The sequence below is a fragment of the Mycobacterium sp. 1274756.6 genome, from assembly GCF_001668625.1.
Classification (GTDB): domain Bacteria; phylum Actinomycetota; class Actinomycetes; order Mycobacteriales; family Mycobacteriaceae; genus Mycobacterium.
In genome coordinates this window covers 23,761-38,364 of sequence record NZ_LZLJ01000009.1, presented here as the reverse complement: position 1 = coordinate 38,364, position 14,604 = coordinate 23,761, and the positions used below count along the sequence as shown (strand labels likewise).

19 protein-coding genes are annotated in these 14,604 nt (G+C 71.1%); 10 read left to right on the top strand and 9 right to left on the bottom strand.

The features are described from left to right. The coding region (locus A5643_RS01325) for a DUF222 domain-containing protein (RefSeq protein WP_156628428.1) at window positions 1-419 on the bottom strand (419 nt) is incomplete at its 3' end. Window positions 420-669: 250 nt separating this feature from the next. Here A5643_RS01325 and A5643_RS01320 point away from each other — a divergent pair. Beyond that, the gene (locus tag A5643_RS01320) at window positions 670-1,611 is read left to right on the top strand and encodes a LysR family transcriptional regulator (RefSeq protein WP_066851221.1); all 942 of its coding nucleotides are present in this window, start codon (window positions 670-672) and stop codon (window positions 1,609-1,611) included. A 245-nt stretch (window positions 1,612-1,856) separates the two neighbouring features. Further along, on the top strand, window positions 1,857-2,894 hold the full coding sequence (locus A5643_RS01315; RefSeq protein ID WP_066851220.1) for an FAD/NAD(P)-binding protein: 1,038 nt from the start codon (window positions 1,857-1,859) through the stop codon (window positions 2,892-2,894). Here A5643_RS01315 and A5643_RS01310 read toward each other — a convergent pair. From A5643_RS01310 to A5643_RS01285, 6 genes are all read right to left on the bottom strand, one after another. Continuing rightward, window positions 2,882-3,700 (bottom strand): DUF4349 domain-containing protein, encoded by an 819-nt coding sequence (locus A5643_RS01310; RefSeq protein ID WP_082948650.1) that lies wholly within the window; start codon window positions 3,698-3,700, stop codon window positions 2,882-2,884. The genes A5643_RS01315 and A5643_RS01310 overlap by 13 nt on opposite strands. 75 nt (window positions 3,701-3,775) lie before the next feature. After that, the gene (gene rfbC / locus A5643_RS01305) at window positions 3,776-4,378 is read right to left on the bottom strand and encodes a dTDP-4-dehydrorhamnose 3,5-epimerase (protein WP_066851219.1); all 603 of its coding nucleotides are present in this window, start codon (window positions 4,376-4,378) and stop codon (window positions 3,776-3,778) included. A 1-nt stretch (window position 4,379) separates the two neighbouring features. Further along, on the bottom strand, window positions 4,380-5,375 hold the full coding sequence (gene rfbB, locus A5643_RS01300) for a dTDP-glucose 4,6-dehydratase (RefSeq protein WP_066851218.1): 996 nt from the start codon (window positions 5,373-5,375) through the stop codon (window positions 4,380-4,382). Between the two features lie 27 nt (window positions 5,376-5,402). Beyond that, on the bottom strand, window positions 5,403-6,260 hold the full coding sequence (locus A5643_RS01295) for an LLM class F420-dependent oxidoreductase (RefSeq protein WP_066851217.1): 858 nt from the start codon (window positions 6,258-6,260) through the stop codon (window positions 5,403-5,405). Between the two features lie 88 nt (window positions 6,261-6,348). Then, window positions 6,349-7,776, bottom strand: coding sequence for a flotillin family protein (locus tag A5643_RS01290; RefSeq protein ID WP_066851216.1), 1,428 nt, complete (start codon window positions 7,774-7,776; stop codon window positions 6,349-6,351). Window positions 7,777-7,793: 17 nt separating this feature from the next. Continuing rightward, complete coding sequence (locus A5643_RS01285; protein WP_066851215.1) at window positions 7,794-8,288, bottom strand: hypothetical protein; 495 nt, start codon at window positions 8,286-8,288, stop codon at window positions 7,794-7,796. A 258-nt stretch (window positions 8,289-8,546) separates the two neighbouring features. On the opposite strand from A5643_RS01285, the gene infA reads away from it, so the two are divergent. The 8 genes from infA to truA all read left to right on the top strand — a co-directional run bounded on the left by infA (window position 8,547) and on the right by truA (window position 13,260). Beyond that, on the top strand, window positions 8,547-8,768 hold the full coding sequence (gene infA, locus A5643_RS01280) for a translation initiation factor IF-1 (protein ID WP_066851228.1): 222 nt from the start codon (window positions 8,547-8,549) through the stop codon (window positions 8,766-8,768). Between the two features lie 32 nt (window positions 8,769-8,800). Continuing rightward, complete coding sequence (rpmJ, locus tag A5643_RS17565) at window positions 8,801-8,914, top strand: 50S ribosomal protein L36 (RefSeq protein ID WP_003879483.1); 114 nt, start codon at window positions 8,801-8,803, stop codon at window positions 8,912-8,914. 144 nt (window positions 8,915-9,058) lie between these two features. Next, complete coding sequence (gene rpsM, locus A5643_RS01275; RefSeq protein WP_066851214.1) at window positions 9,059-9,433, top strand: 30S ribosomal protein S13; 375 nt, start codon at window positions 9,059-9,061, stop codon at window positions 9,431-9,433. Between the two features lie 3 nt (window positions 9,434-9,436). Then, entirely contained in the window at window positions 9,437-9,850 is a 414-nt protein-coding gene (gene rpsK, locus A5643_RS01270; protein ID WP_066851213.1) for a 30S ribosomal protein S11, read from the top strand. Window positions 9,851-9,864: 14 nt separating this feature from the next. Beyond that, on the top strand, window positions 9,865-10,470 hold the full coding sequence (rpsD, locus tag A5643_RS01265; RefSeq protein WP_066851212.1) for a 30S ribosomal protein S4: 606 nt from the start codon (window positions 9,865-9,867) through the stop codon (window positions 10,468-10,470). 147 nt (window positions 10,471-10,617) lie between these two features. Next, window positions 10,618-11,661 (top strand): DNA-directed RNA polymerase subunit alpha, encoded by a 1,044-nt coding sequence (locus A5643_RS01260; protein ID WP_066851211.1) that lies wholly within the window; start codon window positions 10,618-10,620, stop codon window positions 11,659-11,661. 116 nt (window positions 11,662-11,777) lie between these two features. Beyond that, window positions 11,778-12,368 (top strand): 50S ribosomal protein L17, encoded by a 591-nt coding sequence (gene rplQ, locus A5643_RS01255; RefSeq protein WP_066851210.1) that lies wholly within the window; start codon window positions 11,778-11,780, stop codon window positions 12,366-12,368. A 4-nt stretch (window positions 12,369-12,372) separates the two neighbouring features. Further along, window positions 12,373-13,260: a tRNA pseudouridine(38-40) synthase TruA gene (truA, locus tag A5643_RS01250; protein ID WP_066851209.1), complete on the top strand. Its 888-nt coding sequence runs from the start codon at window positions 12,373-12,375 to the stop codon at window positions 13,258-13,260. Here the strand turns inward: truA and A5643_RS01245 are convergent. After that, window positions 13,237-13,908 (bottom strand): cutinase family protein, encoded by a 672-nt coding sequence (locus A5643_RS01245; protein WP_066851208.1) that lies wholly within the window; start codon window positions 13,906-13,908, stop codon window positions 13,237-13,239. The genes truA and A5643_RS01245 overlap by 24 nt on opposite strands. Window positions 13,909-13,917: 9 nt before the next feature. Then, window positions 13,918-14,589, bottom strand: a complete 672-nt coding sequence (locus A5643_RS01240) for a cutinase family protein (RefSeq protein ID WP_066851207.1) — start codon at window positions 14,587-14,589, stop codon at window positions 13,918-13,920. Window positions 14,590-14,604 lie beyond the last annotated feature (15 nt).

Genomic DNA, 14,604 nt, shown 5'->3' with positions numbered 1-14,604 from the left:
GGTTCGAGTTTGACCGCGGTGCGCAACTGGGCGACGGTGGCGATCTGCACCAACTCCGCATAATGCTCATCACAACCGGGCCCGGCGCCGGCCCGCTCGGCGATCACCGCCACCTGATCCAGCGAGCACCGCCCCTCCCGCAGGCTCTGGGTGCAGCGCGGCAGTTCTTCCGAGCGTCGCGCCACCGCGGCGATGCGCTCGGCATTGCTCGGCGAACACCCGGTCTTCCAGGCCACCAGCGCCGGCAACGAGCGCACCCCGGTCGATCCCCACAGCTCGTCGCGGTCGATCTCGGCCACGATCGCCACGATCCGCCCATCGATGGCGTTGCGCTGCCCGGTCAACTCCGCCAACTCCTCGAAGAGCGCATCCAACCGTGCGCCGGGAGTCTCGGCGGCGGCTGAAGCGACGGCGGTCATGACCCCAGCCTCCCACCGGGGTCTGACACGCCGGGTTGCGCAACCGGCTACGCCCGGGCTGTTTCGCGCCGGTCGGAGTCGGCGCTCCCGGTGTCAAGGCCGGCGGGCGCTGGGGTTGGGTGCCGGCGGGCAACGGGGTTGAGCGCCGAGGCAACTGTGCTCCACGGCGGCGCACAACCGCATCACGGCTGACCGGGCGGGCGAAAGCGCATCTCCGCGCCACAGACCCGGGTTGTGGTTGGATCACGCCATGCGGCTCAGCGCCCGGATGCCCGAACTCTCCGCTTTCGAGGTGTTTCTGGCGGTGGCGAGAACCGGCAGCCTCAGTGCCGCAGGACGCGAGCTCGGGCTGACCCAACAGGCGGTGTCGGCGCGGCTCACCTCGATCGAATCGCAGGCCGGGGTGCAGCTGGCCGTCCGCACCACGCGCGGTTCGCAGCTGACCGCGGCCGGTGTCGTCGTCGCGGAGTGGGCCGACCGCCTCCTGGATGTCGCCCACTATGTCGACGCCGGGTTGGCGTCGTTGCGCACCGAAACCCGGCGGCGGATCACGGTGGCGGCCAGCCTGACGATCGCCGAGCAGCTGATGCCCCGGTGGCTGGTGTCCCTGCGGGCCGCAGCCGCCCACCGCGGCGGCACCGCTCCGCACGTGGTGCTCACCGCCACCAACAGCGACCACGTGATCACTGCGGTCCGCGACGGAACGGCAGATCTCGGGTTCATCGAGAGCCCGCGGGTGCCCGCCGGCCTCCGCAGCCGCGTCGTGGCGCACGACGACCTGGTGGTGATCGTCCCGCCCGGCCACCGGTGGGCGCGCCGCCGTGCCGGGGTGGGGGCGGCCGAACTCGCTCGGACCGCACTGGTCGCCCGCGAGCCGGGCTCGGGCACCCGCGACTCGCTGACCGCGGCACTGCACGAGGCGCTCGGCGCGACCGCCGAGCAGGCCGAACCCGTGTTGGAGTTGTCCTCGGCGGCCGCTGTACGCGGAGCGGTGCTGGCCGGCGCGGGGCCGGCCGTGATGAGCCGGCTGGCCGTGGCGGAGGACTTGGCCGTCGGCCGGCTGCGGGCGGTCGACACGGCCGGGCTGAACCTGCGTCGCGAGCTCCGGGCGATCTGGATCGGGGGACGAACCCCGCCCGCCGGCGCCGTCCGCGACCTGCTGAGTCACATCGCCAGCGTCGACAGCCCGTAACCGCGCCGAGCCTCGGCCACAAGGCGCCATTGTGGCCGAACAAGGACGTCACCCCTACCCGGCGGCACGCGGCCCGGACAGCATCGAGGGTGGACCGAGCCGCGATGGCGGCTTGCCCGTCGAGAGGCACAGTCCACGGCGGCGCGGTCGCCGGAACAGCGTCGCCGACACAATGTCGCCGACACAGCGACGCCGGGACAGCGTCGCCGGGACAGCGTCGCTGGGGGAGCAGGGAAGGCGAGAAGATGACCGACTACACTTGGACGGTGATCGGGGCGGGCCCCGCGGGCATCGCCGCGGTGGGCCGACTGCTCGACCACGGCGTCGCGGACGCCGAGATCGCCTGGGTTGACCCGCACTTCGCCGCGGGCGACTTCGGTGGGAAATGGCGTGCCGTATCCAGCAACACCAGCGTCGCGAACTTTCTCGATTACCTCACCGCCTCACCGGCGTTCGGGTTTGCCGATTCGCCGGCTTTCGAGCTCAACAGGCTCGCGCCGGAACAGACCTGTCCGCTGGGGCTGGTGGCCGATCCGCTGGTGTGGATCTCGCGGCGACTGTACGAACGGGTCAGCCCGCTTCGGACGTTGGCGACCGGACTCGTGCTGCGCGACCGGCGATGGACGGTGGACACCGAGGCCGGGCCGATCACGTCGAGGAATGTGGTCCTCGCGACCGGTTCGGTGCCCAGGAAGCTGCCCGGCATAGCGTGCGAGGAGATCCCGATCGAATCGGTGCTCGACCCGCAGCGGCTGTCCGAGGTGCCGCTGCAGGGGAGGACGGTGGGCGTCTTCGGCTCGTCGCACTCGACGATGATCGCCCTGCCGAACCTGCTCGCGACGTCGGCGACGAAAGTGATCAACTTCTATCGCAGTCCATTGAAATACGCGGTCCAGCTGGATGATTGGACCGTATACGACGACACCGGCCTCAAGGGCCAGGCCGCCTGCTGGGCGCGGGAGAACATCGACGGGACGCTCCCGGACCGCCTCGAGCGGTACCAGGTCGACGACCCGGATTTCGCGACGATGCTGCGGCGATGCGACCGCGTCGTCTACACCGTCGGTTTCGAACGGCGGCGGCTTCCCTCGACCCCGCAGTGGGGAACGTTGGACTACGACGCGGCGACCGGCGTTCTCGCCCCGGGCCTCTTCGGTCTCGGAATCGCCTTCCCGGAGTACTGGGTCGATCCCCTGGGCGGTGGCCAGTACCGCGTCGGGCTGCGCAAGTTCATGCAGCGGTTGAACACGGTGTTGCCGCTGTGGTTGCGTTACGGCACGTGAGGCGCCGACGGGGCGCGCGGCCGAGTCGCGCGCGCTCGCCGCGACCTCCGACGCAGGCCGACGGCAAGTGCCCCGAGCAGCAGCAGCGGCGACCACGGCAGCAGGAACCCGACGAGCGTGACCGCGGTCCGGGCGAAGGTCAGCAGCGCCCGCCAGCCCTGCCCGATCGCCGCCACGAACCCGGTTGCGACCGGCGCGGTCTCGGCCGACACGGTCACGGTGATGGTCGCGTAATCGACCTGGTCGACCAGCCGGTCACGTTGGGCCCGCAAGCTGTCGAGGTCGGCTTGCCGGGCGGCCAGGGCATCCTCCGCGGCCAGCAGATCCTCGGTGCTCGTCGCGGATTTCATCAGCTCCCGCAACCGGTCCACCGAGGTCTGCAGCGCGGCGATCCGGGCATCCTGATCGACGCGGGTGGTGGTGACATCGGCGTGGTTGACCGAGACCGCCGTGACCGCACCGAGGTCGCGGACATCGGTGAGGAAGGCGTCGAGCCGCCCGGCCGGGATGCGCAGCGTCAGCTCGGCGGTCGGCGAGTGGCGCGACGACGTGTTCTCGGTGCGGGCGTCGACCCGGCCACCCGACCCGGTGGTGAGGTCGACGAGCCGGCCCACCCCGGCGTCGACGTCGGCGACGGTGATCGCCACCGTCCCGGTCGTCACGATGTCGCGGCTCTCGGCGCGGTCGGCCGGGCTCGCCGGTGCGGGCGCCGCCGGGCTGCTGGAATCCGGGCCCGCGCAGGCGGCGACCAGAACCAACAGCAGCGCGACCACACCGAGCAGCGACGTGCGGCAACTGGCGGTCATACCGGCAACTCTAAAGCCGAGCGGAGTGGGCCGGCCGCAGCAAAATCCGGCCCCGCAGGCGACGGAAAGCCGTGGTCAGCGAGCGCGCAGACCGGCGATGAACGCGCGGGTCCGCTCCCAGCTCGGCAGCCGGCCGGCGGCCCGGGCCTCGGCGAGGGTGGGGGCGGCGGCGTCGCGATCGGACACGATCAGCGGATGCTCGCGCGGCCAGTCGATGCCCAGCTCGGGATCGAGGGCATCGATGGTGTGCTCCCGCGCCGGGTTGTACTCCGCCGAGCACAGATACATCACCGTCGAGTTGTCCTGCAGCGCGAGGAAGCCGTGGGCCAGCCCCTCGGCGAGGTACACCGAGCGGTGCGCGTCGGTGTCGAGCAGCACCGCGTCCCAGCGGCCGAAAGTCGGTGAGCCGACCCGGATGTCGACCACCACGTCGAAGACCGACCCGGCCACGCAGGTGACGTATTTGGCCTGGCCGGGCGGCACCTCGGCGAAGTGCAGGCCGCGCAGCACCCCGGCGGCCGACACCGAGCAGTTGGCCTGCCGCAGATCCAGCCGGTGTCCGGCGAAGCCGGTGAATGCGGTGTCGGTGAACCATTCGAAGAACGCGCCCCGCGCGTCGCTGTGGACCTGCGGAGTGATCTCGAAGGCACCCGGCACGGCGAGTTCACGCACCGCCATCTCACTGCCCCCGCTCGGCGTACCGGGCCTCCACGGCGTCCTTCAGTGGGCCCCACCACGCTTCGTTGTCCCGGTACCAGTCGATGGTGGCGCGCAGGCCCGCGGTCAGGTCGGTGTGCGCGGGCCGCCAGCCCAACTCGGTGCGCAGCGCGGTGGGGTCGATGGCGTAGCGCAGGTCGTGGCCGGCGCGGTCGGTGACGTGGTCGAAGTCGTCGGGGTCGCGGTCCATCAGCCGCAGGATCGACTGCAGCATCGTGAGGTTGTCCCGTTCGCCGTCGGCGCCGATCAGATAGGTGCGGCCCGGGGTGCCGGCGTCGAGGATCCGCCACACCGCGCTGTTGTGGTCGTCGACGTGAATCCAGTCGCGCACGTGCGCGCCGGTGCCGTAGAGCTTGGCCCGGCGGCCGGTGAGCAGGTTGGTGATCTGACGCGGGATGAACTTCTCCACGTGCTGGTACGGCCCATAGTTGTTGGAGCAGTTCGAGATCGTCGCGTGCACACCGTAGGAGCGCACCCAGGCCCGCACCATCAGGTCGGCCGCCGCCTTGGTCGAGGAGTACGGGCTCGACGGGTTGTAGGCGGTGTGCTCGGTGAACCGCTCGCCGCCGTCGAGGGGCAGATCGCCGTAGACCTCGTCGGTGGAGACGTGGTGCAGGCGCACCCGGTGCCGGCGCACCGCCTCGAGCACGGTGTAGGTGCCCACCACGTTGGCGTGCAGGAACGGCGCGGGGTCGGCCAGCGCGTTGTCGACGTGGGTTTCGGCGGCGAAGTGCACCACAGCGTCGGCCTCGGCGACCAGCTCGGAGACCAGGTCGGCGTCGGCGACGTCGCCGCGCACCAGCCGGACCGCGTCGGCCACCGGTTCCAGCGCCTCGGTGCTGCCGGCGTAGGTCAGCGCGTCGAGCACGGTCACCGTCACCTCGGGGCGCTGACGGACCGTGGTGTGCACGAAGTTGGCGCCAATGAACCCGGCTCCGCCGGTGACCAGTAGCCGCATGGCGAAAACCCTAACCGAGCGGCGCGGTCAGTCCCGCGCGGTCAATCCCAGCGGCCCGGCCAGCTCGGTCAGCGTCGGCAGCAGCTGGTCGCGCCCGCCGAGCACCTGGATGGCGACGTGGTCGGCGCCGGCGTCGAGGTGTTCGTGCAGCCGCGCGGCCACCGCATCGGCGGTGCCGTGGGCGACCATCGCGTCGACGAACCGGTCGCTGCCCGGCTTGCGGAGGTCGGGGTCGCCGAACCCCATCCGGTGCCAGTTGTTGACGTAGTTCGACAGCCCGAGGTACATGTCGAGCGCCTTGCGGCCGACGGCGCGGGCCGCCGCGGTGTCGGTGGAGAGCACCACCTTGTGCTCCGGGGCGAGGAACACGGTGTTGCCGATCACTTCGCGCGCCCCGCCGGTGTGCTCGGGGATGGTCAGGTAGGGATGCGCCCCGGCGCTGCGCTGCGCCGCCAGTTCCAGCACCCGCGGGCCCAGCGCGGCCACCACGCGGCGGCTGGTGGGCACCCCGGCGACATCCAGGGCCTCCAGGTAGTCCTCCAGCGCCTGCAGCGGGCTGGTGTACTCCTCGGTGTGCTCACGGTGGCCGGCGCCGACACCGAGCAGGAACCGGCTCGGGTGGGCGGCTTCGATGCGCTGGAAGGACGCGGCGACCTCCGCGGCCGGGGCGGTCCAGATGTTGACGATGCCGGTGGCCACCTGCAGCGTCTCGGTCGCCGCCAGGATCGGCTCCACGAACTCCAGGTCCGCGGCCGGGGAGCCGCCCACCCAGAGCGCGCCGTAGCCGAGCCGCTCGATCTCGGCCGCCTGGTCGGGGGCCACCCGCCCGAAGGTCCAGACGCCGTAGCGGCCCAGTTCGGGTTTGAGAGCTATCGCGTCGGTCATCAGCGCCGCTCCTTACTGTCCCTCGTGCGCTGTCTCGGCGCCGGCGGTCATGTCCACCCCAGTCTGTCAGGCCGGGCGGACCGCCGGGCTACTCGGTGGCCCCGACCGGGTGGGAGTTGGTGGCGCGCGGGGTCGACGCGGCGGGCCGGTTGAGCATCGCCGCCACGTCGATGCCCGAGGACTTCAGCGTCTCCAGCACCTTGGCCAGGCTCAGCGGGCTGATGCCCAGCAGCCCGCCGAGCGCGTCGCGGGTGTCGCCGGCACCGCCGATGATCGACAGCCGCTCGATGTCGCCGAGCGGGGACGCGGCCGCCTCGGTGGCCTGCACCACCGAGGACAGCACGTCGGGCAGCATCAACATCCGGGCCGCCTCGGCGCTGTAGCTGTTCAGCGCCTCGGCGATCTGCTTCTTGCCCGCGGCCTCGGCGACCAGCTTGGCCTCGATGCCGTCGGCCTCGGCCTGCCGCTCCACCCGCAGCGCGTCGGCGAGCTCCTTTTTGCCCGCCGCCTCGGCTTCGGCGGCCAGGATCGCGGCTCGCCGCTGCCCCTCGGCCCGGGCGATGTCGGCCTGGCGTTGCGCCTCGGCCGGGGCGATCACGTCGGCCTGCAAAGCGGCCTGGGCCTGTTCGGCTCGGCGCTGCTCCACCTCGATGCGGGCCTGCACCCGGGCGGCCTCGGCCTGTTCGACGGCAATCCCGACGTCCTTCTCCGCGCGGGCGTGCGCCAGCGGCCCGGCCTGGTCGGCCTCGGCGTTCTCCGCCTCGGTCTGGGCGCGTAGCCGGGCCAGCTCCACGTCGCGCTTCTGGTTGGCGGTGGCGATCGCGGTGTCGGCCTGCGCCTGGGCCACCGAGCCCTCCTGACGCGCCTTGGCGGACTGGATCTGGGCGTCCCGCTCGGCTTCGGCGGTGCCGATGGCGGCGTCGCGCTTGACCTCGGCGATGCGGCGCTGCCCCAGCGACTCCAGATAGCCGTTGTAGTCGGAGATCCCGGCGATCTTGAGCACGTCGACCTCCATGCCGATGCGGGCCAGGTCGGTGCCTGCCTCCTCGACGACGTTGCGGGCCAGCGTGTCCCGGTTGGAGTTGAGGTCTTCGACGGTCATCGTGGCGGTGATCCCGCGCAGGCTGCCGGCGAGGATCTCGTTGATCTGGCGCTGCAGTTCCTCAAGGTTGGAGGTCAAGAAGCGCTGCACGGCGGTCTGCACCGCCTCGTCAGCCGAGCCGATCCGCACCAGCCCGACGGCTTCGACGTTGACCGGCACACCGTTGTTGGACAGCGCGTTCTGCAGGTTGATGCTGACGTTGAACGGCTCCAGGCTCATGATGTCGACCCGCTCGATGCCGGGCATCCGGAACCGGGCGCCGCCGCGCACCACCTTCGGGGTGCCGCGCCCGGTGAACACCGCCACCTCGTTGGGCGGCACCTTGATGTAGTTCTTCACGTAGATGATCGGCAGGCCGACCAGCAGCAGCAGGGCCGCGAGGGCGACGACGACGATGATGAGCAGCAGCGACATGGCGGGCCTTTCGGTGGTCAGGGTTCGGGGACGGCGACGACGTGGACGAAGTCGGCGTCCACATCGGCGATGTAGACGCGGGTGGATTTGGTCAGCGGATCGGTTTCTTCGCTCACGGCGCGGGACCGCACCCGGTTGCCGTCGGCGTCGACGAAGGCGACCTCGCCCCAGCCGTCGACGGGCACGTCGAGGGTGACGGTGCCGAGCAGCCCGATGTAGGAGGACCGGCCCCGCTGTGAGTTGCTCTGCTGACGGCGCAGGTAGGGCAGCACGACGCCCTGCAGGCCCAGCAGCAGCACCGCCCCGCTGCCCGCGGCGACGAGCGTGGTGGCCACCGCGCCGAGCCCGACCCGGGTTCCGACCAGCCCGCCGGTGCCCGCGCCGAGCAGCGCCGCCGACAGGCTGGTCAGGCTCAGGAAGGGCATCCCGTCGGCGTCGACATCGGCGAGCAGCAGCGCGGCGAGCACGCCGACCGCGCCGACGGCGAACACCGCGAGGTAGACAGCGGCCACGGCCCCCCTTCCGCCTGGCCCGCAGCGGGATGCCGTCGGGCCTGGTAGAACGATCCTCGCAGCCCACGGCGGGGGGGTTGCACACAATTTTGGCGCACGGCGCCGATGCGGGTATCGTGGATCGGCGGTGCGGCTTCCGCGCCGGCTCGTTGCGTGCCCTGTTCTGGAATTCCGTGGAATTTCCAACCACCAGCTCACGTCGTGGAGTCGACGCCGCCGTGCCTATGTGTACCGAACATGGAGGATTGCCGGAGAGACATGGCCAAAAAGGACGGCGCCATCGAGGTCGAGGGCCGCGTGGTTGAGCCGCTGCCCAATGCGATGTTTCGCATTGAGTTGGAGAACGGACATCGGGTGCTCGCGCACATCAGTGGGAAGATGCGCCAGCACTACATCCGTATCCTGCCCGAGGACCGGGTGGTGGTGGAGTTGTCGCCCTACGACCTGAGTCGTGGCCGCATCGTTTACCGGTACAAGTAACAACACCCAGCGAGAACAGGATCACAACAGCCGTGAAGGTGAACCCGAGCGTCAAGCCGATCTGCGACAAGTGCAGGGTGATCCGCCGGCATGGGCGGGTCATGGTGATCTGCTCCGATCCGCGCCACAAGCAGCGGCAAGGCTGACCGGCGACACAACTGAATGCAGACCTCCCAGTACCAGTGAGCGGATAGGCCGCTCGCGGCACGCCCGGAAGGAGGCCGGGCCCCGGAGCAGTCGGCCGGGACGGGCTGGGACCAGACCTCCGAACAGGAAGAGGAACGCCACCCATGGCACGACTTGTGGGCGTCGATCTGCCGCGTGATAAGCGGATGGAGATCGCGCTGACCTATATCTACGGTGTCGGCCGCACCCGGTCGAACGAGATCCTGGCCGCGACCGGGATCGACAAGGACCTGCGCAGCAAGGACCTCACCGACGACCAGCTGACCAAGCTGCGCGACTACATCGAGGGCAATCTCAAGGTGGAGGGTGACCTGCGCCGCGAGGTGCAGGCCGACATCCGCCGCAAGATCGAGATCGGCTGCTACCAGGGGCTGCGGCACCGCCGCGGGCTGCCGGTGCGCGGCCAGCGGACCAAGACCAATGCGCGCACCCGCAAGGGCCCCAAGCGCACCATCGCCGGCAAGAAGAAGGCCAGGTAACCCATGCCCGCCAAGAAAGCGTCATCCGCGGCGAAGAAGGGTCAGAAGACCCGTCGCCGGGAAAAGAAGAACGTCCCGCACGGTGCCGCGCACATCAAGAGCACCTTCAACAACACGATCGTGACGATCACCGACCCGCAGGGCAACGTGCTGGCCTGGGCGTCGTCGGGCCACGTCGGCTTCAAGGGGTCGCGTAAGTCGACCCCGTTCGCCGCGCAGCTCGCCGCCGAGAACGCCGCGCGCAAGGCCCAGGAGCACGGTGTGCGCAAGGTCGACGTGTTCGTCAAGGGCCCCGGCTCGGGCCGGGAGACCGCGATCCGGTCGCTGCAGGCCGCCGGCCTGGAGGTCGGCGCGATTTCCGATGTCACCCCGCAGCCGCACAACGGCTGCCGTCCGCCCAAGCGGCGCCGGGTCTAGGAGGACAGGACACCATGGCTCGTTACACCGGACCTGCCACCCGCAAGTCGCGTCGTCTTGGCGTCGACCTCATCGGCGGTGACCAGGCATTCGAGAAGCGCCCCTACCCGCCCGGCCAGCACGGCCGCGCCCGGGTCAAGGAGAGCGAATACCGGCTGCAGCTGCAGGAGAAGCAGAAGGCCCGCTTCACCTACGGCGTGATGGAGAAGCAGTTCCGTCGCTACTACGAGGAGGCGGCCGCCCGGGCCGCCAAGACCGGCGACGAACTGCTCAAAATCCTGGAGAGCCGGCTGGACAACGTCGTCTACCGCGCCGGCCTGGCCCGCACCCGGCGGATGGCCCGGCAGCTGGTCAGCCACGGCCACTTCACCGTCAACGGCGTCAAGGTCGACATCCCCAGCTACCGGGTGTCGCAGTACGACATCATCGACGTGCGGGAGAAGTCGCTGAACACCCTGCCGTTCCAGATCGCCCGGGAGACCGCCGGCGAGCGCCCGATCCCGGCTTGGCTGCAGGTGGTCGGCGAGCGGCAGCGCATCCTGGTCCACCAGCTGCCCGAGCGGAGCCAGATCGACGTGCCGCTCACCGAGCAGCTGATCGTCGAGTTCTACTCGAAGTAGCAGCACCGCCCGCGCCAGGTCGGCGCGGGCCTCCTGCGGCGCCCGCGGGCGCGGCGCTCGTCTTGCGACGAACGGCCGCATCACGCGGGTCGGCGCGGGAAACCAACCGGCATCAAATAGCGGGTGCCGAGAAGGAGAAGGAAACACATGCTGATCTCTCAGCGTCCCACCCTGTCCGAAGAGGTCATCGCCGACAACCGGTCGCGGTTCATCATCGAGCCGCTCGAGCCCGGCTTCGGCTACACGCTGGGCAACTCGCTGCGGCGCACCCTGCTGTCCTCGATCCCCGGCGCCGCGGTCACCAGCATCCGCATCGACGGGGTGCTGCACGAGTTCACCACCGTGCCCGGGGTCAAGGAAGACGTCACCGACATCATCCTGAACATCAAGGGCCTGGTCGTCTCCTCCGAGGAGGACGAGCCGGTCACCATGTACCTGCGCAAACAGGGCCCGGGTGAGGTCACCGCCGCGGACATCGTGCCGCCGGCCGGGGTCGAGGTGCACAACCCGGACATGCACATCGCGACGCTGAACGACAAGGGCAAGCTCGAGGTCGAGTTGGTCGTCGAGCGCGGCCGCGGCTACGTCCCGGCGGTGCAGAACAAGGCGACCGGCGCGGAGATCGGCCGCATCCCGGTCGACTCCATCTACTCGCCGGTGCTCAAGGTCACCTACAAGGTGGAGGCCACCCGTGTCGAGCAGCGCACCGACTTCGACAAGCTGATCCTCGACGTGGAGACCAAGAACTCCATCAGCGCCCGCGACGCGCTGGCCTCGGCCGGCAAGACCCTGGTCGAGCTGTTCGGTCTGGCCCGCGAGCTCAACGTCGAGGCCGAGGGCATCGAGATCGGGCCGTCGCCGGCCGAAGCCGACCACATCGCGTCGTTCGCCCTGCCGATCGACGACCTGGACCTGACCGTGCGCTCCTACAACTGCCTCAAGCGGGAGGGCGTGCACACCGTCGGCGAGTTGGTCGCGCGCACCGAGTCCGACCTGCTCGACATCCGCAACTTCGGGCAGAAGTCGATCGACGAGGTGAAGGTCAAGCTGCACCAGCTGGGCCTGGCCCTCAAGGACAGCCCGGCCAGCTTCGACCCGTCCGAGGTCGCCGGCTACGACGTGGCCAGCGGCACCTGGAACACCGACGGCGGCTACGACGACCAGGACTACGCCGAAACCGAGCAGCTGTAGCGGCCGTCCGGTGACGACGCGGCCGCGCAGCGGCCGTTGAGGAACCGGACACATCGAGAAAGGTCCGTCCCGGCCCTACCTGATACGGGGGTCGGCCCCATTTAGGAGAAGTCCCAATGCCCAAGCCCACCAAGGGACCCCGCCTCGGCGGATCCTCTGCCCACCAGAAGGCGATTCTGGCGAACCTGGCGACCGCGCTGTTCGAGCACGGCCGGATCCGGACCACCGAGGCCAAGGCTCGGGCGTTGCGGCCGTACGCGGAGAAGCTGATCACCCACGCCAAGAAGGGCACGCTGCACAACCGGCGTGAGGTGCTGAAGAAGATCCGCGACAAGGACGTGGTGCACATCCTGTTCGCCGAGATCGGCCCGCACTTCGCCGACCGCAACGGCGGCTACACCCGCATCATCAAGCTCGACTCGCGCAAGGGCGACAACGCCCCGATGGCGGTGATCGAGTTGGTGCAGGAGAAGACGGTCACCTCCGAGGCCGAGCGCGCCCAGCGCGCGGCGGCCAAGCAGGCCGCCAAGGCGGCCGCGGAGACCCAGCCGGCGGCCGAAGCCGACGCGGAAGCCCAGCCGGAAGCCGAGGCCGACGTGGCGGACGCCCCGGACGCCCCGGACGCCGAGGCCACCCCGGAGGCCGCGGCCGAGGAGACCGCCCCGGCGCAGGACGCCGACGCGGCGGACGAGACCGACAACTCCTGATCGGGTGAGCGGCGGGCCGTCGACCCGGCTGCGCCTCGACCTCGCCTACGACGGCACCGAGTTCGCCGGCTGGGCGGTCCAGGCGGGGCGGCGCACGGTCGCCGGTGTGCTCGAGGACGCGCTCGCCACGATCTTCCGCACCCCGCTGCGGCTGTACGGGGCCGGACGCACCGACAGCGGTGTGCACGCCACCGGGCAGGTCGCCCACGTCGACGTGCCGACCGCGGCGCTGCCCTACGCCTACCCGCGGCACCCCCGCCCGGAGCAGCCGGAGTTCCTGCCGCTGCTGCGCCGGCTGGCCCGCTTCCTGCCCGCGGATGTGCGGGTGCGCCGGATCGGGCGGGCCCCGAACGGGTTCGACGCCCGGTTCGCCGCGCTGCGCCGCCACTACCGGTACCAGCTGACCACCGCGGCGCACGGGGCCGACCCGCTGCAGGCGCGCTACGTCACCGCCTGGCCCCGGCAGCTGGATGTGGCCGCGATGTCGGCGGCGGCGCAGCCCCTGCTCGGCCTGCACGACTTCGCCGCGTTCTGCCGGCACCGGCCCGGCGCCACCACGATCCGCGACCTGCAGCGACTCGACTTCGACCGGGACGGGGACCTGGTCTGCGCACACGTCAGCGCCGACGCGTTCTGCTGGTCGATGGTGCGCTCCCTGGTCGGGGCGCTGCTGGCGGTCGGGGAGGGCCGGCGGTCCGCGCAGTGGTGCGCGGCGCTGCTGGACGAACCGAAGCGCTCCAGCGCCTTCGCCGCCGCCCCGGCGCACGGGCTGACCCTGGTGGGCGTCGACTACCCGCCCGACGACGAACTCGCCGCCCGCACCGCGGTCACCCGCGACCTGCGGGGCCGGCAGGACCTCGCCGACGGGTCAGCCGGAACTGGGTGCTGCTGACCCGAGCTTGCCGGCCACGAAGTTCGCCGCCTGCCGGGCCATGCCGGCGTCGAGGTAGGCGTCGGCGAGATGATCGGGCCAGTTGTTGCGCCACGTCTTGGGGTCGGCCGGGTTGCAGATCGGGTCGGCGCCGTGACACAACTCGATCGTCCGGTCGCGGTAGGCCGGGCTGAACGTGGTGATCGGGCCGAGCCAGTTGCTGCCGTTGCCGAACAGCGCCACCGCCGCGATGTGCGACGGCGCGGCCGGCGGCAGCGGATCGTTCCAGCCGAAGAACGAGGTCGGCGCCGCGAGCACCAGGTCGGTCACGGCCGCGCCCAGCGAGTAGCCGCCCAGCACCAGCTTGGTGTTCGGGCAGTTGGCGATCATGTACTGCACGCGCCGGCTCATGTCGTTGGCGCCGGGCAACACGTCGGTGTCGGCGGCGTAGCGCACCGGGTAGAGCCCGATGTCGGTGCGCGGCAGGGCGGCCCGCAGTGACTCGACCATGGCCGCACCGAGCTTGCCCGGGCCCGCGGGCTCCATCCGACCGCGCGCGAAGATCACCTCGACCTCCGAACAGCCGGCGGCCGACGCCGGTGGGGCCGGCGCAACCGGCAGGGTCAGGGCGGCGAGCGCCGCCACCACCGCTGCGATGGCCCGGCCCATGCCCGCCGCCTACACCAGACCGGCGACGAAGGAGGCGGCCTGGTCGGTCAGGCCGGGGACGTAGCCGGAGTGCGCGTCGAAGTCCTCGCCGGCGGAGCAGACCGGGTCGCCGGCGGCGCACAGGTCGATAGTGCGGTTGCCGTAGACCGGGCTGTTGGACAGCGGCTGGCCCAGCTTGGCCGACGGGTTGCCGAACACCGCGATCGCCGCGACGTGCGCGTCGGTGCCCGGGGGAAGCGGGGCCGAGAAGCCCAGCCCCGGCACCGGGGAGGCGGCGATCACGTCGATGACCGCGGCGCCCTGGGAGTAGCCGCCGAGCACGATGCGGGTGTCGGGGCAGTTGGCGACCGTGCCCTGCACGTGGGCGCTGGCGTCGTTGGCGCCGTCGGCGGCGGCCATGAAGTCGTAGCTGGCCGGGTAGTTCACCGCGTACACACCGACCGAGCGGCCGCCCACCTGGTTCTGCAGCGCGCTGATGAACGCGTTGCCGACCCGCCCGACACCCGGGGAGTCGTTGGTGCCGCGGGCGAACACCACCTCGATGTCGGAGCAGGCGGCCGACGCGGTGGCCAGCATGCCGGTGAGCGGGGTGACGGCCACGGAGGCCGCCATCAGGGCAGCGGGGGCGGCGAGCGCGGCGGTGCGGCGCAGACCGGTGGGGAAGCTCTTCACCCGCCTCATGCTAGCGCATCGTTA